This is a genomic window from Streptomyces sp. NPDC049879, from assembly GCF_044461265.1.
Lineage (GTDB): Bacteria > Actinomycetota > Actinomycetes > Streptomycetales > Streptomycetaceae > Streptomyces.
Map to the genome: position 1 here is coordinate 1,263,191 of NZ_JBITKT010000001.1, position 21,459 is coordinate 1,284,649.

Annotated in this window: 24 protein-coding genes; 19 read left to right on the forward strand and 5 right to left on the reverse strand. The window is 74.7% G+C overall.

The genetic code is table 11. The annotated features are described in order from the left end of the window. Window positions 1-24: 24 nt before the first annotated feature. Window positions 25-774 (reverse strand): succinate dehydrogenase, encoded by a 750-nt coding sequence (locus tag ACIBPC_RS05915; protein ID WP_398841549.1) that lies wholly within the window; start codon window positions 772-774, stop codon window positions 25-27. A 94-nt stretch (window positions 775-868) separates the two neighbouring features. On the opposite strand from ACIBPC_RS05915, the gene ACIBPC_RS05920 reads away from it, so the two are divergent. Next, a complete protein-coding gene (locus tag ACIBPC_RS05920; protein WP_398841550.1) occupies window positions 869-1,774 on the forward strand; it encodes a LysR family transcriptional regulator in 906 nt (301 codons plus the stop codon). 876 nt (window positions 1,775-2,650) lie between these two features. Here the strand turns inward: ACIBPC_RS05920 and ACIBPC_RS05925 are convergent. Continuing rightward, window positions 2,651-3,280 (reverse strand): NAD(P)H-dependent oxidoreductase, encoded by a 630-nt coding sequence (locus ACIBPC_RS05925; protein ID WP_362963165.1) that lies wholly within the window; start codon window positions 3,278-3,280, stop codon window positions 2,651-2,653. Between the two features lie 158 nt (window positions 3,281-3,438). Between ACIBPC_RS05925 and ACIBPC_RS05930 the strand changes: the two genes are divergently transcribed. Continuing rightward, on the forward strand, window positions 3,439-4,296 hold the full coding sequence (locus tag ACIBPC_RS05930) for a helix-turn-helix domain-containing protein (protein WP_398841552.1): 858 nt from the start codon (window positions 3,439-3,441) through the stop codon (window positions 4,294-4,296). A gap of 345 nt (window positions 4,297-4,641) precedes the next feature. Here ACIBPC_RS05930 and ACIBPC_RS05935 read toward each other — a convergent pair whose 3' ends face one another. Then, entirely contained in the window at window positions 4,642-6,066 is a 1,425-nt protein-coding gene (locus ACIBPC_RS05935; RefSeq protein WP_398841554.1) for a hypothetical protein, read from the reverse strand. Window positions 6,067-6,321: 255 nt separating this feature from the next. On the opposite strand from ACIBPC_RS05935, the gene ACIBPC_RS05940 reads away from it, so the two are divergent. Beyond that, window positions 6,322-7,266 (forward strand): DUF389 domain-containing protein, encoded by a 945-nt coding sequence (locus ACIBPC_RS05940; protein WP_398841555.1) that lies wholly within the window; start codon window positions 6,322-6,324, stop codon window positions 7,264-7,266. A 36-nt stretch (window positions 7,267-7,302) separates the two neighbouring features. Here ACIBPC_RS05940 and ACIBPC_RS05945 read toward each other — a convergent pair whose 3' ends face one another. Next, complete coding sequence (locus ACIBPC_RS05945) at window positions 7,303-7,941, reverse strand: NADAR family protein (RefSeq protein WP_398841557.1); 639 nt, start codon at window positions 7,939-7,941, stop codon at window positions 7,303-7,305. 239 nt (window positions 7,942-8,180) lie between these two features. Here ACIBPC_RS05945 and ACIBPC_RS05950 point away from each other — a divergent pair, with 239 nt between their 5' ends. Further along, window positions 8,181-8,324 carry a hypothetical protein gene (locus ACIBPC_RS05950; protein ID WP_362963155.1) on the forward strand — a complete coding sequence of 48 codons (144 nt, stop codon included), beginning with the start codon at window positions 8,181-8,183 and terminating at the stop codon, window positions 8,322-8,324. Window positions 8,325-8,437: 113 nt separating this feature from the next. Here ACIBPC_RS05950 and ACIBPC_RS05955 read toward each other — a convergent pair whose 3' ends face one another. Continuing rightward, window positions 8,438-9,073 carry a TIGR03085 family metal-binding protein gene (locus ACIBPC_RS05955; RefSeq protein ID WP_362963153.1) on the reverse strand — a complete coding sequence of 212 codons (636 nt, stop codon included), beginning with the start codon at window positions 9,071-9,073 and terminating at the stop codon, window positions 8,438-8,440. A 190-nt stretch (window positions 9,074-9,263) separates the two neighbouring features. Between ACIBPC_RS05955 and ACIBPC_RS05960 the strand changes: the two genes are divergently transcribed. The 15 genes from ACIBPC_RS05960 to ACIBPC_RS06030 all read left to right on the forward strand — a co-directional run bounded on the left by ACIBPC_RS05960 (window position 9,264) and on the right by ACIBPC_RS06030 (window position 21,382). Then, window positions 9,264-9,434 carry a hydrophobic protein gene (locus tag ACIBPC_RS05960; protein ID WP_362963151.1) on the forward strand — a complete coding sequence of 57 codons (171 nt, stop codon included), beginning with the start codon at window positions 9,264-9,266 and terminating at the stop codon, window positions 9,432-9,434. 25 nt (window positions 9,435-9,459) lie between these two features. Beyond that, window positions 9,460-9,852 (forward strand): phosphoribosyl-AMP cyclohydrolase, encoded by a 393-nt coding sequence (gene hisI, locus ACIBPC_RS05965; protein ID WP_362963149.1) that lies wholly within the window; start codon window positions 9,460-9,462, stop codon window positions 9,850-9,852. A 6-nt stretch (window positions 9,853-9,858) separates the two neighbouring features. Beyond that, entirely contained in the window at window positions 9,859-11,370 is a 1,512-nt protein-coding gene (locus ACIBPC_RS05970; RefSeq protein ID WP_398841559.1) for an anthranilate synthase component I, read from the forward strand. Then, window positions 11,367-11,996: a TIGR02234 family membrane protein gene (locus tag ACIBPC_RS05975; RefSeq protein WP_398841561.1), complete on the forward strand. Its 630-nt coding sequence runs from the start codon at window positions 11,367-11,369 to the stop codon at window positions 11,994-11,996. Before ACIBPC_RS05970 ends, ACIBPC_RS05975 begins: the two co-directional genes overlap by 4 nt. Before the next feature lie 98 nt (window positions 11,997-12,094). Beyond that, on the forward strand, window positions 12,095-12,409 hold the full coding sequence (locus tag ACIBPC_RS05980) for an HGxxPAAW family protein (RefSeq protein WP_362963144.1): 315 nt from the start codon (window positions 12,095-12,097) through the stop codon (window positions 12,407-12,409). A 453-nt stretch (window positions 12,410-12,862) separates the two neighbouring features. Next, window positions 12,863-13,276 (forward strand): DUF2752 domain-containing protein, encoded by a 414-nt coding sequence (locus ACIBPC_RS05985; protein WP_398841562.1) that lies wholly within the window; start codon window positions 12,863-12,865, stop codon window positions 13,274-13,276. Window positions 13,277-13,403: 127 nt separating this feature from the next. Next, window positions 13,404-14,210 carry an indole-3-glycerol phosphate synthase TrpC gene (trpC, locus tag ACIBPC_RS05990; protein WP_362963140.1) on the forward strand — a complete coding sequence of 269 codons (807 nt, stop codon included), beginning with the start codon at window positions 13,404-13,406 and terminating at the stop codon, window positions 14,208-14,210. Window positions 14,211-14,219: 9 nt separating this feature from the next. Further along, window positions 14,220-14,411 carry a tryptophan biosynthesis modulator TrpM gene (trpM, locus tag ACIBPC_RS05995; RefSeq protein WP_362963138.1) on the forward strand — a complete coding sequence of 64 codons (192 nt, stop codon included), beginning with the start codon at window positions 14,220-14,222 and terminating at the stop codon, window positions 14,409-14,411. Window positions 14,412-14,528: 117 nt separating this feature from the next. After that, the gene (gene trpB, locus ACIBPC_RS06000; RefSeq protein ID WP_362963136.1) at window positions 14,529-15,767 is read left to right on the forward strand and encodes a tryptophan synthase subunit beta; all 1,239 of its coding nucleotides are present in this window, start codon (window positions 14,529-14,531) and stop codon (window positions 15,765-15,767) included. Then, entirely contained in the window at window positions 15,764-16,582 is an 819-nt protein-coding gene (gene trpA, locus ACIBPC_RS06005; protein ID WP_398841563.1) for a tryptophan synthase subunit alpha, read from the forward strand. The genes trpB and trpA overlap by 4 nt, the downstream gene beginning before the upstream one ends. A 70-nt stretch (window positions 16,583-16,652) precedes the next feature. Continuing rightward, on the forward strand, window positions 16,653-17,879 hold the full coding sequence (locus tag ACIBPC_RS06010) for a DUF1266 domain-containing protein (protein WP_362963133.1): 1,227 nt from the start codon (window positions 16,653-16,655) through the stop codon (window positions 17,877-17,879). A gap of 73 nt (window positions 17,880-17,952) precedes the next feature. Then, a complete protein-coding gene (locus ACIBPC_RS06015; RefSeq protein ID WP_398841566.1) occupies window positions 17,953-18,696 on the forward strand; it encodes a DsbA family protein in 744 nt (247 codons plus the stop codon). A gap of 110 nt (window positions 18,697-18,806) precedes the next feature. Then, window positions 18,807-19,484: an alpha/beta fold hydrolase gene (locus ACIBPC_RS06020; RefSeq protein WP_398841567.1), complete on the forward strand. Its 678-nt coding sequence runs from the start codon at window positions 18,807-18,809 to the stop codon at window positions 19,482-19,484. A gap of 143 nt (window positions 19,485-19,627) precedes the next feature. Further along, the gene (gene lgt, locus ACIBPC_RS06025) at window positions 19,628-20,653 is read left to right on the forward strand and encodes a prolipoprotein diacylglyceryl transferase (RefSeq protein ID WP_398841569.1); all 1,026 of its coding nucleotides are present in this window, start codon (window positions 19,628-19,630) and stop codon (window positions 20,651-20,653) included. Between the two features lie 24 nt (window positions 20,654-20,677). Further along, window positions 20,678-21,382, forward strand: coding sequence for a VIT1/CCC1 transporter family protein (locus ACIBPC_RS06030; protein ID WP_362963125.1), 705 nt, complete (start codon window positions 20,678-20,680; stop codon window positions 21,380-21,382). Window positions 21,383-21,459: the final 77 nt, after the last annotated feature.

Genomic DNA, 21,459 nt, shown 5'->3' on the forward strand with positions numbered 1-21,459 from the left:
TGCCGCTCATGCCGTTCATGCCCCTCACTCGACGATCCCGGTCATCACGCCGAAGGGGACCGACAGGAAGCCCAGCGTCAGCACGAGGGCCAGGACGTTCGCCGTCGCCTTGAGCGCGCGGTCGCGGCTGCGGCTGCCCGCGCCGAGGGTCTGCGCCGCGCCCCAGAAGCCGTGCCGGACGTGCAGGCCGACGGCGATCATGGCGACGATGTAGATCGTGTTGCCGTACCAGGTGTGGAAGGCGGCGACGATGTTCTCGTACGGGTGGCCCGCCTCGCCGCGCGGGTTCACGGTGCCGGTCGTCAGGTCGAGGATGTGCCAGACGAGGAACAGCGCCAGGATCACGCCGCCCCAGCGCATCGTGCGCGTGGCGTAGCTGGCGCGCGGCTTGCGGTGCGCGTACTTCACCGGGCGGGCCGCCAGGTCGCGGCGGCTCAGCTGCGCGGCGGCGACGGCGTGCGCCACGAGGGCGAGCAGCAGCAGCGGGCGCATGATCCACAGGAACCACTCGTGGTGCAGCACCGGGTCGCCGATGGTGCGCAGCCAGTGCGCGTACCCGTTCATCTCCTCGGGGCCGAAGAAGACCTTCAGGTTCCCCACCATGTGGGCCACCAGGTACAGCAGCATGACGATGCCGCTGACCGCCATCACGGTCTTCTTGCCGATGGTGGACTGCCAGAAGCGCCCGGCGGCCGTCCTCGGCCTCCGGGGCGGTGCGGGGGGAGCCGTACGGGCGGGACCTGCCTGTCCCGGCGTGCGTGTCGCCAGAGCCATGACACAGACGGTAGGGCGGGGCGCGGGAATGCGTCCAAGACATGGACAAGCTCATTTCGATAGCCGATGTCTATCGTCGGCGTACCATGGCCGTATGCAGCTCCAGCAGCTCCGCTACTTCACCGCCGTCGCGGAGACCCGGCACTTCACCCGGGCCGCGCGGCGCGAGCACGTCGCCCAGCCGTCGCTGTCGCAGCAGATCAGGTCGCTGGAACGGGAGCTGGGCGCCGAACTCTTCCACCGGGCGCGCGGCCACATCTCCCTCACCGACGCGGGCGAGGCGCTGCTGCCGCTGGCGCGCCGCATCCTGGCCGACACGGAGACGGCGCGCCGGGAGGTCCTGGAGGTGGCCCAGCTGCGGCGGGGGCGCGTACGGCTCGGGGCGCCGCCGAGCCTGTGCGCCAGCCTGGTGCCCGACGTGCTGCGGACGTACAAGGACAGCTATCCGGGCGTGGACCTCGTGGTGCACGAGAGCGGGTCGCAGGACCTGGTGCGCGTCCTCGCGGCGGGGGAGCTGGACCTGGCGCTTGTCATCACACCGCTCCAGGGGCAGGCGCCCGCGCTGACCACCGTGGAGCTGCTGCGCGAGGAACTCGTCGTCATCTCGTCGCCCGACGGGCCGCCGCCGGTGCCGGGCGGGCGTATCAGGATCGGGGATCTGCAAGGCCGGCCGATGGTGATGTTCCGGCACGGCTACGACCTGCGGGAACTGACCCTCGCCGCGTGCCGTGAGGCGGGCTTCGAGCCGGTCTTCAGCGTGGAGGGCGGGGAGATGGACGCGGTGATCGGCTTCGTGCGGGCCGGACTCGGGGTGGCGGTGGTGCCCAGCATGGTCGCGGAGCGGTCGGGACTGCGGACCACGCCGTTCGCCGCGCCGGGGCTGCACCGCACGGTCTCGGTCGCGCACCGGGGGGACGTTTCGCCGCCGCGTGCGGCGCGGGAGCTGCAGCGCATCCTCCTCAACCGCGCGGGCCGGCCGGACGGCGCCGCCACACCGTGACGGCCCGCCCCGGCACGGAGGGCGCACACGCGGGCGGACGGACGCGGACCACCCCTCCCGGCCGCTTCGGCCGGTGCGCCGGGTGGCACGGGCCGATGCGCGGCCGCCCGGGGTCTCGCCGGACGCGCGTGCGTCGTTGCGATGCCGCCGCCCTCGGTTCCCGCGCGCCGTTCGGTGGGGCCAGGCGTCCCGGCGGCTCTGCCGGTTCGCCGGGGGATGTGTGTCAGGGGGCCGCTGCCCCGGCACGGCCATGCGATCCGGCTCGGGAGGGTCTTCCTCGAAGGCTGTCGGGGCACTGTGACCGCTGAACCTGGCGGCGCGCGGCTGCCCCTGGGCGTGGAGCAGTGCGACGGCCCGCCCTGGCGGCCTCGGGGGCCTGCTGTTCGCTTCAGCCCGGGACCACAGGGCTTCGGTGGCGTGCGCCCGGCCAGCCGAGTGAAGCCCCAGCACTGCCGTCCGCGCTGTCCCGGGTGCCGGCCGCATGGCAAGTCGTGTACGCCACGGCGGTCCGGGAGGAGGGTCGGCCGCCCGCCGTAGCCCTGTTCGCGGAAGCCGCACAGGACGGGCCGTGGCCCCGGCGTTCGTCGTGGAGCTGCTGGAAAAGACACGGCATCGTGCCGCTCACCAGCGCCCCGGGTGCCCGGCCCCCGCTGTCACGTCGGCTGGCCGGTTCAGGCCGCCGACGCGCTGTCCGACGAAGGAGGCCCCGCGCCGGGTGGTGGCTGGGTGCTCGGTCCCTGGGGTGCTCCGTCGTGACGCGCCGGACTTCCGCACGGCCCGTTGTGGTTGTGCGGGTCCATCCGCCACAGGTTCGTCCCGGCCGTTGAAGACGCCGGGCAGCCAGCCGGTGTGGTCTTCGCGGCCGCGTGGCGTGCGTCAGGCCACGGACGAGAACGGGCGTGCCTCGCGGGCCTCCCGCAGCGCTGTGCCCCACCACACCAGTTCGTCCAGCATCCGCTTGGCCGCCCCCGCCGGTTCCGTGGGCTCGCGCAGCTCGCCCTGCTCGTCGAAGAGCAGGTAGTAGCGCGGGAACGTCACGGCGCTGCGCACCGTGTGGGCGTGCAGCTCCCCGAAGACCTGGCGCAGCTGCTCGATGGCCAGCAGGCCGCCGCTCAGGCCGCTGTATCCCACGAAGCCGATCGGCTTGGCCTGCCACTGCGTGAAGTGCCAGTCGATCGCCGCCTTCAGCGAGGCGGGGAAGCTGCGGTTGTAGTCCGGTGTCAGGACGACGACCGCGTCCGCCTCGTCCAGCGCCCGCGTCAGTCCCGCCAACGCCGCCGGGCGTTCGGGGTCGGGGTCGATGGCCGGGGGGACGGACGGCAGCGCCAGCGGCAGCGGGTAGTCGGCGAGGTCGATCACCTCGGTCGTGAACTCGCCGTGCTCGGCCGCCCGTCCGGCGAACCAGCGGGCGACGACCGGCGCGAAGCGGCCCTCCCGGACGCTGCCGACGAGCACCGCCAGCTTCAGCGGGGCGGGGGAGGGGGCGGCGGACGCGGACGTGGACATGGGGATCTCCCGTTCTGCGGATCAGGGACGGCCCGGCGGGAAGCGCCCGGGGGCCGTGGGCACCACACTCCCCGTCCGGCGCGGCACGGGGGAGACCGGCCGGAGACTGGTAGTGGCAGGGCCACCCTCCGCGCGGGCGGCCCTGTTACGTTCGACAGGTGAGCGAGCCTGGCAACGACCTCGGCATCTTCCTGCGCGCGCGCCGCGAGGCGGTGCTGCCCGCCGACGTGGGGCTGCCCGCCGGGCCCCGCCGCCGCACCCCCGGCCTGCGCCGTGCCGAGCTGGCGACGCTCGCGGGCGTCAGCGTCGAGTACCTGACGCGGCTCGAACAGGGCCGCGACCGCCGCCCGTCCACCGGCGTCCTGTCCTCTCTGGCCGACGCACTGCGCCTCGACCTGGGGGAACGGGTCCACCTCTACCGCCTCACCAAGGCGGTCGACGGCTTCCGGTGCCGCAGCGGGCCCATCGAACCGGTCCGCACGGTACGGCCCACCGTCGCGGCGCTGCTCGCCCGGCTCGAGTCCACCCCCGCCGTGCTGCTCAACCAGCTGAGCGAGGTCCTCGGGCACACCGCCGCGTACGAGCGCCTGGCGGCCCCCCTCGGGCTGCTCGACGGCGAACCGCCCAACCTCGCCCGCTTCCTGTTCACCGACGCACGCGCGCGGTCCGTCTACCCGGACTGGGCGCACATGGCGGATGAGCAGGTCGCCGCGCTGAAGGAGGGCCCGTTCCGGCACGACGGGCACATGGCGGCGCTGACGGACGAGCTGACCGTCGCGGCCGGGGACGAGTTCGCGCGGCGCGCGGCGACGCTGCCCGGCCTGGCGCGGCGCAGCGGCGTCACACGCCTCGCGCACCCGGAGGCCGGTGAACTGCGGCTCGCCTACGAGACGCTGGAGCTGACCACGGAGGACCAGCGGATCATCACGTACCTGCCCGCCGACGCCGCGACCGCCGACGCGCTGGCGCGGATCGAGACCTCCGGGCCCAGGACGCTGCGCGCCGTCACCGGCTGACACCACGGATGTCGCACAGGGCGACGCCACCGTCGGCCCTCTGGCCGGGGCGTCGCCGACCCGCCATCGCGTGGACCCCGGCGGATCGCCGCTGGTGTGGCCGCCGTCGGACGGGAGCAACGGCTGTCCGGCGCAAGGGCCGGACAGAACGGCACCCGATGTCCGCCCACGTCCACGCCGCTGACCGCCGCCCTGTCGCGCGGGCTCGGACCAGGGCGGCACCGCCACCGCGGCGGCAGCCGGAAGGGCCGGCCAGGAGGCAAGTGCCCCGCCTCGAAGACCGGTTGTGCTGCCGTTCGTCGTTCCGTCCATGCACACGACGCTACGGACCCCGGAAACCGCCGACTAGCGCCGAAAGTCCACTGCACGGCGACTTCGGTCTCGGCCACAAGGCAGCCACCCCTGCGCCCCCGTCCAGCTCCTGCTCCGGCGGCCCCACCACAGCGGCCACGCGGCCGAGGCGGCGATCAGCAGCGCGGCGCCGGAGCCAAGGGCCGACGACAGCGCCTCGCCCGGGATGTGCAGCAGCCCCGGCAGCACCAGGGCGAAGGCCGCGCACAGCAGCCCGAACTGCGGCAGGTGCAGGCCGGGCCTGAAGACCGCGAGCCGTGGCGCGGGCGCGCACCAGCGGTCGTCGCCGGTGGCGCGCGGGTCGCTGTGCCCGCCGAGCGCGTGGCCGGTGGCCGGGTCCACGCGGCCCCACACCGTCCGGCCGCCGTCCGCGACGACCGCGACCGGCGTCCCGCCCGCGCCCGCCGAGGGCAGGACCGGCATGCACAGCCACGCGTCCATGCCCGGCATCGCCCGCCCCATGTAGAGGAGGCTGTCGTCGGCACGCCCCGGCCCCGCCGGGTCGCGCAGCAGCCGGGGGAGGACGCTGACCCGCTGCCCTCCCTGCACGCGCAGCACCAGCGTCGTCCCCGAGGAGCGGACCGGGTCCCCCGTGGCGCCCTCGATCGTCACCCGCACCGCGCGGACCCGCCCGTCGCGCGCGTCCCGCTGGAGCACGCGGCTCGCCGGGTCGAGGCGCCGCACCAGCAGGCGGTAGCCGACGAGGAGGGTGAAGGGTATGAGGCCGAGCAGCACGAGCTGCCTCACGGGCGTGGGCGGCAGGCCCCAGCCACGCGTGTAGAACCCGAGGTCGGACTCCATCTCGTCCACGTAGGCGCCGAGGCCGGGCGCCGAGGGCGCGTAGAGGATCTGGTGCGCCTCTCCCAGCCGGGGCAGGGCGACGGTCCTGGCGTCGTACGCCTTCACGTGGCGTGGCCCGTGCGGCGTGTCCAGTTCGAGCACCAGGTCGGCGCGGTACACGTGCCGCCGCTCGTGGGTGAAGTCCTGCACCTCCACGTGGGTGGGAGGCCGGACGACCGCGCCCGTGGCCACCTGCGCGCCCGCCCGCTGGATCGCGTTGACCGCCTCGCCGTGCTCGCCGCCCGGCTGGGTGCCGACCACGACGGCGGCCAGGACGGCGGCCGCCGTCAGGACCGCGCCCGCCGTACGTGCCCAGGCGGGACGCGGGGACGGCAGGCGCCGGGGTGGCGCGGGGGTGCCGCCCGGCGGGTGGTAGCGGGGGGACGGCGGGACCGGGGGAGCCGTGCGGACGGCGAAGATCCAGCCGGTGGCCGCCGCCAGGGCGGACACGCCGAGGGCCATGATGTTGACGTGCGGGCGGGGCGCCCCGTGCCGGAAGAGCACGAGCGCGAGCGCGTAGGCGACACACGCGTAGACGGAAGCGCCCAGCAGACGCGTCAGGGTTGTGGGGACTTTCATGACAGTTTCTCTGACTCATGAGCCGGTCCGGTGGTTGTGGCGCCTCCGTCCCGGTATGGCCCCGACCACCTCGGTCTCGCCGGGTTGTCGTTCATCTTCCTTCCGTTTCACGTTAGTTGGACGAAGGTTCAACCAGGGGGAGGGCGCGGTGTGAGCGAGGCCACACCCGCCGGTGACCCGCCGGGGCCGTGTCGGGCGCGGCGGACCGGCTGACGCGCCGTCGGCGCCCGCGGCCGATCTCGTTAGTCTGCGGGCATGTTGCACCTCCGGCTCATCTCGCCCGCGGCCCGCACCGACGAGGTCGTCGCCCTGCTGCGCCGGACGGTCGGCACGACGCACCTCGCCGTCCTCCCCGGCGCGGCGCTCGAACCGGCGGGCGACGTGGTGCTGTGCGACGTCGCCCGCGAGGCCGCCGACGACCTGCTGGCCGACCTGCGCGCCCTCGGCCTGGCGACCGACGGGGCGATCGCGGCCGAGCACGTCGACCTGTCGCTCTCCGAACGGGCCGACCGCGCCGAGCGGGAGGCGCCCGGTGCCGGGATCGACGCCGTCGTGTGGGAGTCCCTCGTCGACCAGACCCAGGAGGAGTCCCAGCTCTCCGTCACCTACCTCTCCTTCCTCACGCTGGCCACGATGCTGGCCGCCTGCGGCGTGCTGCTCGACAGCGAGATCCTCATCGTCGGCGCGATGGTCGTCGGCCCGGAGATCGGACCTCTCACCGGCGTGTCCGCCGGGCTGGTCACGCGGCGGCCCGGCGTCGCGCTGCGCTCCCTCGCCGCGCTGGTCGTGGGCTTCCCCCTCGCGATGCTGCTGACGACGGCCTTCGCCCTGCTGATGACCGCCCTGGGGCTCTTCTCCGAGGAGCGGTTCAGCGCGCCGCACCCGATGGTGGAGTTCGTCTGGAAGCCGGACGCGATGTCCCTGGTGGTCGCCCTGCTCGCGGGCGCCGCCGGGGTGATCTCGCTGACCTCGGCCAAGTCGGCGGCCCTGGTGGGGGTCGCCATCTCGGTGACCACCGTGCCCGCCGCCGGGCACGCCGCGCTCGCGCTCAGCTACGGCCGGGTGTCCGACGCCGCCGGGTCGATGACCCAACTCGGCGTCAACCTCGGGGGCATCCTCCTCGCCGGGACGACGACGCTGCTGGTGCAGCGCGCCTTCTGGGCCAGGGTCCGCGCCCGGGGCCGGGTCACCGCCGTCTGAACCGCCCGCCCCCTGGCCGGCCCCGGCCCCGGCGCGTCACGCAGGGGGCGCGGCGGCGGACCCGCCCGGTATGAGCGCGTCCCGGACCGCCATCAGGGCGAAGCCCAGCAGGTTGGGCCCCCGCCAGCGCGACGGGTGCATGGCGTCCTCGCTCCGCGCGCCAAGCCCGATCCCCCAGATCCGGTCCAGCGGGCTCGCCTCGACCAGTACGCGGCCCCGCGTGCCCACCAGGTAGTCGCGCAGCTCGGGGGAGCTGCCGAACTTCGCGAGGTTCCCGCGCGTCACGATGCCGGTGCGGTGCTCGCGCCAGACGTCCTCCGAGAACCCCCGCACCTGGCGGCCCAGCCGCTTCACCTCCCGCGGATGCCCCGCCGCCAGCACCTTGTCCGCGATCTCCGCGTCCCCGAACAGCCACGCCTTGTGGGCCATCATGTAGTGCTCCGCGGTCCGGAACGCATGCCCGTCCTCGGTGAACTCGCCCTCCCACCACTGGCCCAGACACTCGGGACCCACCACGCCGGGCGTCACCGGCTCCGGCTTCCAGAAGAAGAGGAACCGCATCCGCTCGCCCGCCAGTTCGGCCGCGACCGCCTCGGCCAGGTTCCCGGGCAGCACCGTCCCCGGCGGCTCCGCTCCCGCGCCCATCGCCGTCACCCCCACGTCCTCGCCCCTCACTCGTCACCGGCCACCCCCGGCGGTCCGCCGGGCGGCGCCGGTGATCGCAGTCTGGCACGGGGGTCTGACAACGCCGCCGGCCACGGGAACGCCCCCGAGGCACCGGAAACGGAGTGCGAACGCATGTGCCCAGGTCACGATCTTCACGCTTTCACCGTTCCGTGCCCCGCGAACCGTTGTGATCCGGGCAACTCCCTCGTTAGGGTTCCGGAGGCTCTGACAACCGGAAGGCAGCAGACGTGACCGGCACCGCATCCCCCCGCCCCATCGTGGACGAGGACCGTGAGCCGCCGAGCCTGGCCGAGAAGCTGCGCGAGGCCGTCCGCCAGGCCAACACCCTGAGCAGGATCAACCGGATCAGCAAGAGCCAGCACGCCGGCTGACCTTCCCGCCCGCCCTCCCGGCACGCGCCGCCCAGGAAGCACCGACGCCGCGCGGCCCCCGGGGCGTCCGCCGCCGGGGGCCGTGTGCCTTGCGCCGCGTGCCGCCGGAGCGTTCAGCCGAGGCCGAGCTTCGCGCCCCTCGCCCGCGCCACCGCGTCCGGGTCGCCCTCCGTCGTCACCCGCGCCGCGTCCTGGCGGCCCGACGCGAAGAGCAGCAGTTCCCCCGGCTCCCCGGTGACCGTCACCACCGGCGCGCCCTTGTGCGCCACGACGGTCTGCCCGTTCGGCCGCCGCAGCACCAGCCCCACCGGGCTCTTGCGCGCCATGATCCGGCCCGCCGTCTCCAGCCGCCGCCACAGCGCGTCCGAGAAGACCGGGTCGAGATCACGCGGCGGCCGCCCGCCGCCCGCGCGCCGCACGTCCTCGCCGTGCACATAGAACTCGACGGTGTTCGCCGCCTCGTCGATCTGCTTCAGCGAGAACGGCGACGCCTTCGGCGGCCCGCTCCTGAACAGCTGGACCAGCTCCGGGTACGGCCTGGCCGCGAACTCGTCGCGCACCCGCTCCCCCCGCGCCGCCAGCGGCTTGATCACCAGCCCGCCCGCCGCGTCCGGGCGCCGCTCACGCACCACCAGGTGCGCCGCCAGGTCCCGGGTCGTCCATCCCTCGCAGAGGGTCGGGGCGTCCGGGCCCGCCTCCTCCAAGAGCTCGGCGAGCACCAGCCGTTCACGCTTCGCATGGGTAGACATACGCCCACCATAGTCCGCACCCCCCGCCCGGCGGCCGAACGCGCCCTGGCACGCCGCACGGCCTGGCGCGTCGCTGCACCCGCCGCCCGGCACCCACCGCATACAGTCCGTGCGTACGCCGCCCGTTCCAGCCCATTCCCCCCGTTACCGGACTTCTCCGGTACGCGTCGCCCCGGAGGTCCGCCCGCCCATGGTCCCCCTGCTCATCGTCGCCCTGATCGTCCTCATCCTCTTCGGCTTCGGCTTCCTCGCCGACATCCTGTGGTGGGTCGCCGCCCTGGTCCTGATCATCTGGCTGATCGGCTTCTTCGTCCGCCCCGGCGGGACCGGCGGCACCCGCGGACGCTGGTACAGGTGGTGACACCGGGGCGCGGCAGAATGGACGCATGCCCTCCAGCACCCCCGCCCTCGACCCGGCCGTCGCCGCCCGCCTGAAGCGGACCCCCGACGGCCTCGTCGCCGCCATCGCCCAGCAGTACGACACCGGAGAGGTGCTCATGCTCGGCTGGATGGACGACGAGGCGCTGCGCCGCACCCTCACCACCGGCCGCTGCACCTACTGGAGCCGCAGCCGCCGCGAGTACTGGGTCAAGGGCGACACCTCGGGCCACGTCCAGCACGTCAAGTCCGTCGCCCTCGACTGCGACGGCGACACCGTGCTCGTCAAGGTCGACCAGGTCGGCGGCGCCTGCCACACCGGCGACCGCACCTGCTTCGACGCGGGCGCCCTGCCCCTCGCGGGCAGCGGGGACGTCCCCTCCGCCCGGCCAGTAGGCTGACCGGCCATGGACCTCGACCGCTTCCGGGTGCTCGCCAAGGAGCGCCGGGTCATCCCGGTGACCCGCCGCCTCCTCGCCGACGGCGACACCCCCATCGCGCTGTACCGCAAGCTCGCCGCCGAGCGTCCCGGCACGTTCCTCCTCGAATCGGCGGAGAACGGCGCCACCTGGTCCCGGTACTCCTTCGTGGGCGTCCGCAGCTCCGCCGCCCTCACCGTCCGCGACGGCCGTGCCCACTGGCTCGGCACACCCCCCGTGTCGGTCCCCACCGAGGGCGACCCGCTCGACGTCCTGCGCGAGACGCTGCACGCCCTGCACACCCCGCGCGACCCCGACCTCCCCCCGTTCACCGGCGGCATGGTCGGCTACCTCGGGTACGACGTCGTCCGCCGCCTGGAGTCCATCGGCGACCTGGCGGGCGACGACCTGCGGCTCCCCGAGCTGACGATGCTCCTCGCCTCCGACCTCGCCGTCCTCGACCACCGCGACGGCACGGTCCTGCTGATCGCCAACGCGATCAACCACAACGACCTCGACACCGGCGTGGACGAGGCCTGGGCCGACGCCGTCGCCCGCCTCGACACGATGACGGCCGACCTCGCCCGCCCCGCCACCGGCTCCGGCTACGCCGTCCTGCCCGCGTCGGAACTCCCGCCGTACACGGAGCGGTTCGGCAGCGCGGCCTACCAGGACGCCGTCGAGACGGTGAAGGAACACATCAGGGCGGGCGACGCGTTCCAGGTCGTCCCCTCCCAGCGCTTCGAGACGCCCTGCCCGGCCAGCGCCCTCGACGTCTACCGGGTGCTGCGCGCCACCAACCCGAGCCCGTACATGTACCTCTTCCGTTTCGCGGGCGAGGACGGCGCGAGCGGTTTCGACGTCGTCGGGTCGAGCCCCGAGGCGCTCGTCAAGGTCGAGGAAGGACGCGCCCTCCTCCACCCCATCGCGGGCACGAGGCCGCGCGGCACCACGCCGCGGGAGGACGCCCGCCTCGGCGAGGAACTGCTCGCCGACCCCAAGGAGCGCGCCGAGCACCTCATGCTCGTGGACCTGGGCCGCAACGACCTCGGCCGCGTCTGCGCCCCCGGCACCGTCGAGGTCGTCGACTTCATGTCGGTCGAGCGCTACAGCCATGTGATGCACATCGTCTCGACCGTCACCGGCCAGCTCGCCGACGGCAGGACCGCGTTCGACGCCCTCACCGCCTGCTTCCCCGCCGGGACGCTCTCCGGCGCCCCCAAGCCGCGCGCCCTGCGGATCATCGAGGAACTGGAGCCCACCAGGCGCGGCGTGTACGGCGGCTGCGTCGGCTACCTCGACTTCGCGGGCGACGCGGACACCGCCATCGCCATCCGCACGGCCCTCCTGCGCGACGGCACGGCGTACGTCCAGGCGGGCGCGGGCGTCGTCGCCGACTCCGACCCGGCGACCGAGGACCAGGAGTGCAGGAACAAGGCGGCGGCCGTCCTCAGGGCGGTGGCCGCCGCCGGAAAGCTGCGCGGTAGCGTGGAGGGGTGAAGCGTGACCCCACAGGCGGCGACAGTTCCCCCACCCCCCGCCGCGCCCTCGCAGCCGCGCTGCTGAGCGGCGCCGTGGGCGCCGCGGTCGTCCTCATCGCCGCCGGGCAGACCTGGGGCGAGGGGACCGCGTCGAGCGGCGGAGCCGAACTGCCGGTCACCGCCAGCGGCAGCGCCGTCTCCGGACTGCCCAGCGCGCTCGCCCTCGTCGGCCTCGCCGCGCTCGTCGCGGTCTTCGCCGTACGCAAGGCCGGGCGCGCCGTCGTCTCCGCGCTCCTCGCCCTCAGCGGCGCGGGCGCCATCGGCACCGCCCTCCTCGGCGCGGGCGACTCGGCCGCCCTCGAACGCTCGGCCGCCGATGTGATGGGCCTCACCCACGCCGCCGTCACCGGTGTCGAGCACACCGGCTGGCCCTGGGTCTCCGCGCTCGGCGGACTGCTGCTGCTCTTCGCGGGGCTGCTGGCGCTGAGTTACGGTCGGCAGTGGCCGGCGATGTCGGGCCGGTACGAACGGGCGGGCCGCCGCGAGCGCGGTCCCGCCGGTCCCGCGCGACGGGCCCGTCCCGTGGACCCGGACCGGCCGGAGAACATCTGGCGCGCCCTCGACCGCGGCGAGGACCCCACCTGACACCCCACCCCGTCCGGGGTGTCGGAGCCGACTGCAACAATGGTTGTCGGGTGGATGAGCGAACACCCACGCCGACCGAGCCAGGAGGAATCACACACATGGCGGACAAGTACCACCACGGCAACAGCCCTGCCGCCTGGACCGCTGTCCTGATCGCTTTCGTCGGATTCGGCATCGGCAGCGCCTACACGGTGATGGCCGAGCCCGTGGGCGTCCTCGCGGGCCTCGTCGTCCTCGCCCTCGCCTGTGTCGCGGGCGCGGTCATGCGGTCCATGGGCTACGGCCAGCAGCAGATCCCGGACGAGCGGCACCGCGTCGTGGCCGCCCGCGCCGAGGCCGAGGTCGCGCACACCGACACCGCCCTCGACGGCGCCGCCGGGAGCAAGTCCGAGCAGGCCACCGTCGGCAGCTGACCGCCGCCGCCCCCCACCCGGCCGCCGGACGGTCCACCGTCCGCGACCGGGTGACATCGGTCACCACGCCGCGCCCCGAGGGGAAGCCACCCCGACAGCGGGCAACCCGCCCGCTGCGCACCCGGATCGGGCCCTGTGCCGCACGATGCCTGTCGTCGTGACCGGCGCCTTCGGAGGCCTCGTCCCGCCGTCGGCCCTCCTCTCGGGCACGGGCCGGTACCGCGGTTGCCCGGCTTCGCGCCTGCCCGGACGGCGCCTGGTCCGCGCCGGGCGGGATCGGTCACCACGGCTCGCCGTCTCGCTGTCGGCCTTCTCCGCCTCGGCCCGAGGCGGTGACCTCGGTGCCACGCCCCGCCACCTCCGCAGGGTCCCGGTCCCGCAGGGAACGTGCTCCGACCCCCGTACGACGGCCTCCGCCGTGCGTCCCGTCCGGCGCGGCCCGAGGCTGGGGGAGTGGACCGTCCCCCTCACCCCACCGCCCCACCGGCCCGCCGCGCGGGCGCCGCGCTCGCGATCCTCGCCCTCACCGCCGCCGCCTGCGGCTGGGTCGCCCTGGCCGACCCGCACGAGCCGGGCCACTACCCGCCCTGCCCCGTCCTCGCGCTGACCGGCCTGCACTGCCCCGGCTGCGGCGGACTCCGCAGCGTCCACGCCCTGACGCACGGCGCGCCCCTCGCCGCGCTCCACGCCAACGCCCTCGTGGTCCTCGGCGGGACGGCGCTCCTCGCCGCGTTCCTCACCCACGCCGTACGGGGCACCGCGCCCCGGTGGGCCCGCCCCGGGCCGTCCGCCTGGGCGTTCGGCCTGATCGCCACGCTCTTCACCATCCTGCGCAACCTGCCCCCCGGCGCCGCCCTGACCCCCTGACCAGGCACGGCGCCGGGACCGCCCCGGGGAAGGGCCGGGAGCGGGCGGTGCGAGACCTCGCCCCGCGGCCGGATACCATCGATGTGTCTGATGCTTTTCCCCAGCCCGACCGGAAGGGGCCCGTCGCGTGAGTGTGCTCGACGAGATCATCGACGGAGTCCGCGCAGACCTCGCCGAGCGGCAGACGCGTGTCAGCCTCGACGAGCTGAAGGCCAAGGCCGCCGCCGCTCCGCCCGCGCGTGACGGCGTCGCCGCCCTGAAGGGCGACAGCGTCACCGTCATCTGCGAGGTCAAGCGCTCCAGCCCGTCCAAGGGGGCCCTGGCCGCCATCGCCGACCCCGCCGCGCTCGCCGCCGACTACGCGGCGGGCGGCGCCGCCGCCATCTCCGTCCTCACCGAGGGCCGCCGCTTCGGCGGTTCCCTGGAGGACCTGGCGGCCGTCCGCGCCCGGGTGGACACCCCGCTGCTGCGCAAGGACTTCATCGTCACCGCCTACCAGCTGTGGGAGGCCCGCGCCCACGGCGCCGACCTCGCCCTGCTGATCGTGTCCGCGCTGGACCAGGAGGCCCTGGTCTCCCTGATCGAGCGCGCCGAGTCCATCGGCCTGACGCCGCTGGTCGAGGTCCACGACGAGGACGAGGCCGACCGCGCGGTGGACGCGGGCGCCCGCGTCATCGGCGTGAACGCCAGGAACCTCAAGACCCTGGAGGTGGACCGCTCCACCTTCGCCCGCGTCGCGCCGGAGATCCCCGACCACATCGTCAAGGTCGCCGAGTCCGGCGTGCGCGGCCCGCACGACCTCATCGCCTACGCCAACGACGGCGCGGACGCCGTCCTCGTCGGCGAGTCCCTGGTCACCGGCCGCGACCCGCGCGCCGCCGTCGCCGACCTGGTGGCGGCCGGGGCCCACCCCGCGCTGCGGCAGGGGCGCTGAACCCCTCCCATGACCCCCAGGAGCCGCACGGACCAGGCAGCGACGGCCCGCCCCCGCCCCGGGGACGGCGCCTTCGCCTGCCTGGCGCGCGGCGCCAGGCCGCGCGGCTGCCGGGCCCCCGCCCGGCGGGTCCTCGGCCGCCGGGTGCGCTACCACATCGGCTGCGAGCCCGGCCAGGTCAACGGGCGGCGATGGCGCTGACCACGGCACGGCCGCACGCCGCGGCGGCGGGACCCCGGGTCCCGTGACCGCGCGGCGCGGCGGCCGTCCGGCGAGCCACGCCCCTGTCACCGATCGCCCGGGAGGCGACGACCACCCATGTCCGCACAGTTCTTCCATCCCGCCACCGACGGGACGGCCTTCACCACCGGCGGCTACTTCGGCGCCTTCGGCGGGACGTTCGTCCCCGAGGCCCTGCGCTCCGTCGTGGACGAAGTCACCGCCGCGTACGAGAAGGCGCTCCAGGACCCGTCCTTCGCCGCCGAGCTGGACGACCTCTTCGTCCACTACGTCGGCCGCCCCAGCCCGCTCACCGAGGTGCCGCGCTTCGCGGAGCACGCGGGCGGCGCGCGGATCTTCCTCAAGCGCGAGGACCTGAACCACACCGGCTCCCACAAGATCAACAACGTCCTCGGCCAGGCGCTCCTCACCCGCCGCATGGGCAAGCGCCGCGTCATCGCCGAGACCGGCGCCGGGCAGCACGGCGTCGCCACCGCCACCGCCTGCGCCCTCCTCGGCCTCGACTGCACCATCTACATGGGCGAGGTCGACACGCAGCGCCAGGCGCTGAACGTCGCGCGGATGCGGATGCTCGGCGCGGAGGTCGTCGCCGTCACGTCCGGCAGCCGCACGCTCAAGGACGCGGTGAACGAGGCGTTCCGCGCCTGGGTCGCCACCGTGGACGACACCCACTACCTGTTCGGCACCGTCGCCGGGCCCCACCCGTTCCCCGCCATGGTGCGCGACTTCCAGCGCGTCATCGGCGTCGAGGCGCGCCGCCAGGTCCTGGAGCGCGCCGGGCGGCTGCCCGACGCGGTCGTGGCGTGCGTCGGCGGCGGGTCGAACGCGATGGGCATCTTCCACCCCTTCCTGCCCGACGAGGGCGTCAGGCTGATCGGCTGCGAGGCGGGGGGACACGGCGTGGAGACCGACGAGCACGCCGCCACCCTCACCCTGGGCGGACCCGGCATCCTGCACGGCTCCCGCAGCTACGTCCTCCAGGACGACGAGGGCCAGATCACCGAGCCGTACTCGATCTCCGCCGGCCTCGACTACCCGGGCATCGGCCCCGAGCACGCCCACCTGAAGGACAGCGCACGCGCCGAGTACGTCGCCGTCACCGACGACGAGGCCATGCAGGCGCTGCGCCTGCTCTCCCGCACCGAGGGCATCATCCCCGCCATCGAGTCCGCGCACGCCCTCGCCGGGGCCCTGGCCCTGGGCCGCGAGCTGGGCCCCGAGGGCCTGCTCGTCGTCAGCCTCTCCGGGCGCGGCGACAAGGACATGGACACGGCCGCCCGCTACTTCGGGCTCTACGAGGAGGGCACGGACCGATGAGCGGCAACGGCAAGCACCTGAGCGACGTCCTGGCGGCGGTGCGCGCCGAGGACAGGGCCGCGCTGATCGGCTACTTCCCGGCCGGCTACCCCACCGTCGGCCGCGGCATCGAGACGGCCGTCGCCATGGCCGAGGGCGGCTGCGACGTCATCGAGATCGGCCTGCCCTACAGCGACCCGGTCCTCGACGGCCCGGTCATCCAGAACGCCGACGTCGTCGCGCTGCGGAACGGCGTGCGGATCGCCGACGTCATCCGCACCGTCGGCGACGTCCACGCCGCCACCGGCGTCCCGGTCCTGTGCATGACGTACTGGAACCCGGTGGACCGCTACGGCCCCGAGCGCTTCGCGGCCGGGCTCGCCGCCGCGGGCGGCGCGGGCTGCATCCTCCCCGACCTGCCCGTCGAGGAGTCCGCCGAGTGGCGGAAGGCGGCCGAGGCGCACGGCCTCGCCACCGTCTTCGTCGTCGCCCCCAGCAGCCGCGACGAACGCCTCGCCACCGTCACGGCGGCGGGCAGCGGCTTCGTCTACGCGGCGTCGATCATGGGCGTCACCGGCACGCGCGAGTCGGTGGGCGGGGGCGCGGCCGACCTCGTACGCCGCACCAAGGCCGTCACCGACCTGCCGGTCTGCGTCGGCCTCGGCGTCTCGACGGCGGAGCAGGCCGCGGAGGTCGCGGCGTACGCGGACGGCGTCATCGTCGGCACGGCGTTCGTCAAGCGGCTCGACGAGGGCGGCGCCGACACCGCGGCGGCCACGGCCGGGGTCCGCGCCCTGGCCGCCGAACTGGCCCGGGGCGTCCGCGCCGGGCGCTGACCGCACCCCGTGACCACACGGCGACACCGGGACGCGGCCACCGTGCCGCGTTCCGGTACAGTCGGGAGCCATGGGCACCGACGGGTCAGCGGAGGGCATACCGTGGCAGCCGCCTTCGGCGGTGGAGCAACGGCTGTACGACGCGGCCAACTCGGCGGACTGGGACACCTTCCTCGCCGTCCTGGCCGGGACCGACCTCTTCCTCCCCACGTCGCGTGAACTCTCCGACGCCACGGCCGGTTCCGGGCGTCCGTTCCCCTACACCCCTTTCCACGACGAGCGGTTCAAAGGACTGAGCCTCCCCGTCTGGACGCGCGGCGCGCTGCCGCGCCCCGTCGCCGACCGCGTCTTCGAACGCGTCGAGCTCCAGCACCTCGCGCGCGCCCTGCCCCGCTCCATCCGCTGGCTCGCCCTCAACCCCGGCACCCCGGCGGAGACGTACCTGCCCGCCGACACGCGCCGCTGGCGCAAGGCGGCCAGGCATCCGGTCGCCGAGGACCAGCTCAAGACCCTGTGGAACGGGCCCCGTTCCGGACCGCTCGCGCACGGCATGGCCTGCGGCGCGCTGCTGATGGTGAACAACGGCGCCCCCTGGAACCAGCTCGGCTGGCAGAGCGGCGGCTACTCGGAGGAACGCGCGCTCCTGCGGCGCTGGTGGGGCGTCGGCGGACGCGCCGAGTGGCAGCGCGTGCAGCAGCGCCTGCTGCGCTGCGAAGTCATCTCGCCCGCCTGGGAGTTCGTCCTGCGCGTGCGGCAGGCGATGATCCTGGAGTACGGCGCGGTGCCCGGCCCGGCGCAGTGGCGGGAGACCACCGAGCGCGTCGTCCTGTCGCGCACCGCCGACGTCGTGGACAGGACGGGCAAGCCGCCCGGCTTCGACCTGGACGCCGACATCGCGCTCGTCCAGGACGTCATCGGCCGCGTCCTGCGGTACGAGGCGCGGTTCCGCGCCGACGGGCTCCTCGACCAGGGGGCGTGCGTCCGGTCCGTCGTCTCCTGGGACCTCGGGCGCGCGTCCTGCATGGCCCGCTGGGGGCTCGGCGCGCGGTACAGCAGCGTCGCCGAGACCGAGGCGGCCGTCCTGCGCACCGGCGCGGTCGCGCGGCAGGCGTACCGCTCGTGGTCCGAGTTCGCGATGGGCTATGTCCTGGGCCGCTGCCTGCACTTCGACAGCGAGGGCTTCGGCGACTGGTACACGGAGATGCGCGAGGCGCACCGCATCCTCTCCACGCACCAGGAGAGCCCGTGGCTCAGCGTCCCCTGGGAGCAGGAGACGGCCGACCGCACCGAGCGCTGACGCGCGCCGGCCCGCCGGGCATTCGGCCGCGCTCCGGGCGTGTCCTGGGCGTGCCGGGTTCGTTGGCCCAGGCGTGAGCGAGAAGAACCGACAAGGCAAGCGCAGCGCCCGCGAACGGCTCAGGGAGCAGCGGGAGCGCGAGAAGCACTCCGAGCGGCGCGTCCGCACGGTCAAGGTGGGCGGGATCGCCGTCGTCGCCCTCGCGGCGGCGACGGGGCTCGGCGTCGTGGCGGCCGGGCGCGGCGGCGACTCGGCGAGCGGCGCGAGCGCCGAACCGGTCGTGGTGGGCCGGGCGGACGCCCCCGCGACGCTCACCGTCTACGAGGACTTCCGCTGCCCCGCCTGCGGCCAGTTCGAGGAGACGTTCCGCGACACCGTCCACGACCTGACGGAGGACGGCTCGCTGCGCGTCGAGTACCACCTGGTGTCCATCATCGACGGCAACGTCGGCGGCAACGGCTCCAAGTACGCCGCGAACGCCGCCGCCTGCGCCCGTGACGCGGACCGCTTCCCCGAGTACCACGACACCCTGTTCGCCAACCAGCCCGCCGAGACGGACGACGCGTTCGGCGACAAGACGCGCCTGCTCGACCTCGCGTCCGAGGTGGACGGCCTGGACACCGCGGCGTTCCGCACCTGCGTCCAGGACGGGGAGCACGACTCCTGGGTCAGCCGGTCCAACGCGGCGTTCACCAGCAGCGACTTCAACGCGACGCCCACCGTCCTGCTCAACGGCGAGGACATCTACGGCTCCTCCGAACCGCTGACCCCCGACTCCCTGCGCTCCCGCGTCGAGGACCTGGCCGCCGCCTCCTGACCCGGCGGCACCCGCGGCCCACCCGGCACCCGTGACCACCCCCCGGTCACGGGTGAGGCGTACGCCGACCGGCCGGACGCGCCGGATTTGCGGTTGCGTACCATGACTTGATGAGATTCGTGATGGTGCCGGGCGGCTGGCAGGGCGGGTGGGTGTTCGACGCGGTGGCTGCCGAGCTGCGACGGGACGGCCATCACGTCGAGGCGGTGACCCTCGCGGGTCTGGAACCGGACGGGCCGGCCGACCGGGACCGTCCGCCGAACCTCGACACCCATGTCGACCAGGTGGCCGGGATCGTCGACCGCGGCGACGGGACGCCCGTCGCGCTGTGCGGGCACAGCTATGCCGGGATGGTGATCGCCGGTGTCGCGGACCGGCTCGGCGACCGCCTCGGCCAGCTCGTCTTCATCGACGCCTACGTCCCGGACGACGGGGACTCGTGCTGGTCCCTGACCAGTGACGAGTTCCGGGAGCTGTTCATCGCCGGTTCCCGCGCCGACGGCCGGTGGGTCGCGGTCCCCGGGGGACTCGACCCTCGCGCGCGGCCGCACCCCCTGCCGAGCTTCGTCCAGTCGATCCGCCTGGGCGGCGACCCCGGCCGCGCGCTCGGCCGGACGTTCATCAGCGGGGGCGCGTGGCCGGGCAGCCCGTTCGTGACGCTGACCGAACGGCTGCGCGACGACGCGGACTGGCGGGTCCACGAGATCCCCGTCGGCCACAACATCGCCCGCCGCGACCCGCGGAGCCTCGCGGCCGTCCTCGGCGCGTTGCCGGCCGGACCCGGCTGATCCACCGGTGCGGCCGGGCCGTGTCACGCCCGTCGGCCGGATGTCGCGCTCCGTGACGTGCCGCGCGCCGATCGTGAGAGTCCGTCCCGTCCGGGCCCGTGGATTACCCTGCGGGCGCCGGGCACGGTAGCGTCGGGGGCACCATGGAGATCCTGGCCTCGATTCCCAGCCCCGGCGAGAGCGAGATCCACCTCGGACCGCTTCCGCTGCGCGGGTACGCGCTGTGCATCATCATCGGCGTCTTCCTCGCCATCTGGCTCGGCGGCAAGCGCTGGGTCGAGCGGGGGGGCAGGCCGGGCACGGTCGCCGACATCGCCGTCTGGGCGGTTCCCTCCGGTCTGATCGGCGCGCGCCTCTACCACGTGATCACGGACAACCAGCTGTACTTCGGCGAGGGCCGCGACTGGGTCGACTCGTTCAAGATCTGGGACGGCGGCATCGGGATCTGGGGCGCCATCGCCGGTGGCGCGCTGGGCACCTGGGTGGCCTGCCGCAGGCGCGGCATCGCGCTGCCGCCGATGGCCGACGCGCTGGCGCCCGGCATCGCGTTCGCCCAGGCCATCGGCCGCTGGGGCAACTGGTTCAACCAGGAGCTGTACGGCCGCCCCACCGACGTGCCGTGGGCCGTCGAGATCGACAACGGCCTGGACGCCGGAACGTTCCACCCCACGTTCCTGTACGAGTCGCTGTGGTGCCTCGGCGTGGGCCTGCTGGTGCTGTGGGCGGACCGCCGCTTCAAGCTCGGGCACGGGCGGGCGTTCGCGCTGTACGTCGCCGCGTACACCGTGGGCCGCTTCTGGATCGAGTACCTGCGGATCGACGAGGCGCACCACTTCCTCGGCCTGCGGCTGAACGGCTGGACGTCGATCCTCGTCTTCGCCGCCGCCGTCGCGTACTTCGTCCTCTCCGCCAAGCGGCGGCCGGGACGCGAGGAGGCCGTCGAGCCGGGCACGGACGACGGGCCCGCGGAGACCGCCACGGCGGAGGACGTCGACGCCGCTGACACCGCTGACACGGCCGACGCCTCCGGGACCACCGCCGGCTCCGCCGCCGACGAGGCCGAGCCCGTCACCGCCGAGGTCGGCGCCGGGTCCACGGCCAAGGGCACGGCGGACACCGACCGGGAGACGGGCGACGACGCGGACCCCTCCCCGGCGAAGCCCGCCTGACCCCTTCGCCCTCCCACCCGCACCATGAGCGAGAACGCCGAAGCCCACCACAGCCACCGTGACGTCAACGGTGGCTGGCTCCGGCCTTCCGTCTTCGGCGCCATGGACGGCCTGGTCTCCAACCTCGGCCTGATCACCGGCGTCGCCGGCAGCTCCGCCTCCTCCCACACCGTGGTCGTCGCCGGGATGGCGGGCCTGGCCGCCGGGGCGTTCTCGATGGCGGCGGGCGAGTACACCTCTGTCGCCTCCCAGCGCGAGCTGGTGCAGGCCGAGATCGAGGTCGAACGCGTCGAGCTGCGCCGCCACCCGGCCGACGAGCTGGACGAGCTGACCGACGTCTACATCCGGCGCGGCGTCGAGCCGGGGCTCGCGCGCAAGGTGGCGGAGCAGCTGTCCGCCGACCCCGAGCAGGCGCTGGAGATACACGCCCGCGAAGAGCTGGGCGTGGCGCCCGACGACCTGCCGTCGCCGACCGTCGCGGCCGTCTCGTCCTTCGGGTCGTTCGCGGTCGGCGCCGTGCTGCCGGTGCTGCCCTACCTGCTCGGTGCCTCGTCCCTGTGGCCCGCGGTCACCCTGGCGCTGCTCGGCCTGTTCCTGTGCGGCGCCGTCGTGGCCCGGCTGACGGCGCGGCCGTGGTGGTTCAGCGGGCTGCGCCAGCTCGCGCTCGGCGCCGCGGCGGCCGGGATCACCTACGGCCTCGGCGCCCTCTTCGGCACCGCGCTCGGCTAGGGCATTCGGGGCACAGCGCCCGTTCGGGTCCGGCCGGTCGGGCGGATCTTCCGTGCCGGACGCCGCTTTCCGGACTT

Bases quoted from the DNA above. Each gene is read 5' to 3' on its own strand.
- ACIBPC_RS05915 (WP_398841549.1), bottom strand. From the start codon at position 774: ATGGCTCTGGCGACACGCACGCCGGGACAGGCAGGTCCCGCCCGTACG.
- ACIBPC_RS05920 (WP_398841550.1), top strand. From the start codon at position 869: ATGCAGCTCCAGCAGCTCCGCTACTTCACCGCCGTCGCGGAGACCCGG.
- ACIBPC_RS05925 (WP_362963165.1), bottom strand. From the start codon at position 3,280: ATGTCCACGTCCGCGTCCGCCGCCCCCTCCCCCGCCCCGCTGAAGCTG.
- ACIBPC_RS05935 (WP_398841554.1), bottom strand. From the start codon at position 6,066: ATGAAAGTCCCCACAACCCTGACGCGTCTGCTGGGCGCTTCCGTCTAC.
- ACIBPC_RS05940 (WP_398841555.1), top strand. From the start codon at position 6,322: ATGTTGCACCTCCGGCTCATCTCGCCCGCGGCCCGCACCGACGAGGTC.
- ACIBPC_RS05955 (WP_362963153.1), bottom strand. From the start codon at position 9,073: ATGTCTACCCATGCGAAGCGTGAACGGCTGGTGCTCGCCGAGCTCTTG.
- ACIBPC_RS05960 (WP_362963151.1), top strand. From the start codon at position 9,264: ATGGTCCCCCTGCTCATCGTCGCCCTGATCGTCCTCATCCTCTTCGGC.
- hisI (WP_362963149.1), top strand. From the start codon at position 9,460: ATGCCCTCCAGCACCCCCGCCCTCGACCCGGCCGTCGCCGCCCGCCTG.
- ACIBPC_RS05970 (WP_398841559.1), top strand. From the start codon at position 9,859: ATGGACCTCGACCGCTTCCGGGTGCTCGCCAAGGAGCGCCGGGTCATC.
- ACIBPC_RS05980 (WP_362963144.1), top strand. From the start codon at position 12,095: ATGGCGGACAAGTACCACCACGGCAACAGCCCTGCCGCCTGGACCGCT.
- trpM (WP_362963138.1), top strand. From the start codon at position 14,220: ATGACCCCCAGGAGCCGCACGGACCAGGCAGCGACGGCCCGCCCCCGC.
- trpB (WP_362963136.1), top strand. From the start codon at position 14,529: ATGTCCGCACAGTTCTTCCATCCCGCCACCGACGGGACGGCCTTCACC.
- trpA (WP_398841563.1), top strand. From the start codon at position 15,764: ATGAGCGGCAACGGCAAGCACCTGAGCGACGTCCTGGCGGCGGTGCGC.
- ACIBPC_RS06010 (WP_362963133.1), top strand. From the start codon at position 16,653: ATGGGCACCGACGGGTCAGCGGAGGGCATACCGTGGCAGCCGCCTTCG.
- ACIBPC_RS06020 (WP_398841567.1), top strand. From the start codon at position 18,807: ATGAGATTCGTGATGGTGCCGGGCGGCTGGCAGGGCGGGTGGGTGTTC.
- lgt (WP_398841569.1), top strand. From the start codon at position 19,628: ATGGAGATCCTGGCCTCGATTCCCAGCCCCGGCGAGAGCGAGATCCAC.
- ACIBPC_RS06030 (WP_362963125.1), top strand. From the start codon at position 20,678: ATGAGCGAGAACGCCGAAGCCCACCACAGCCACCGTGACGTCAACGGT.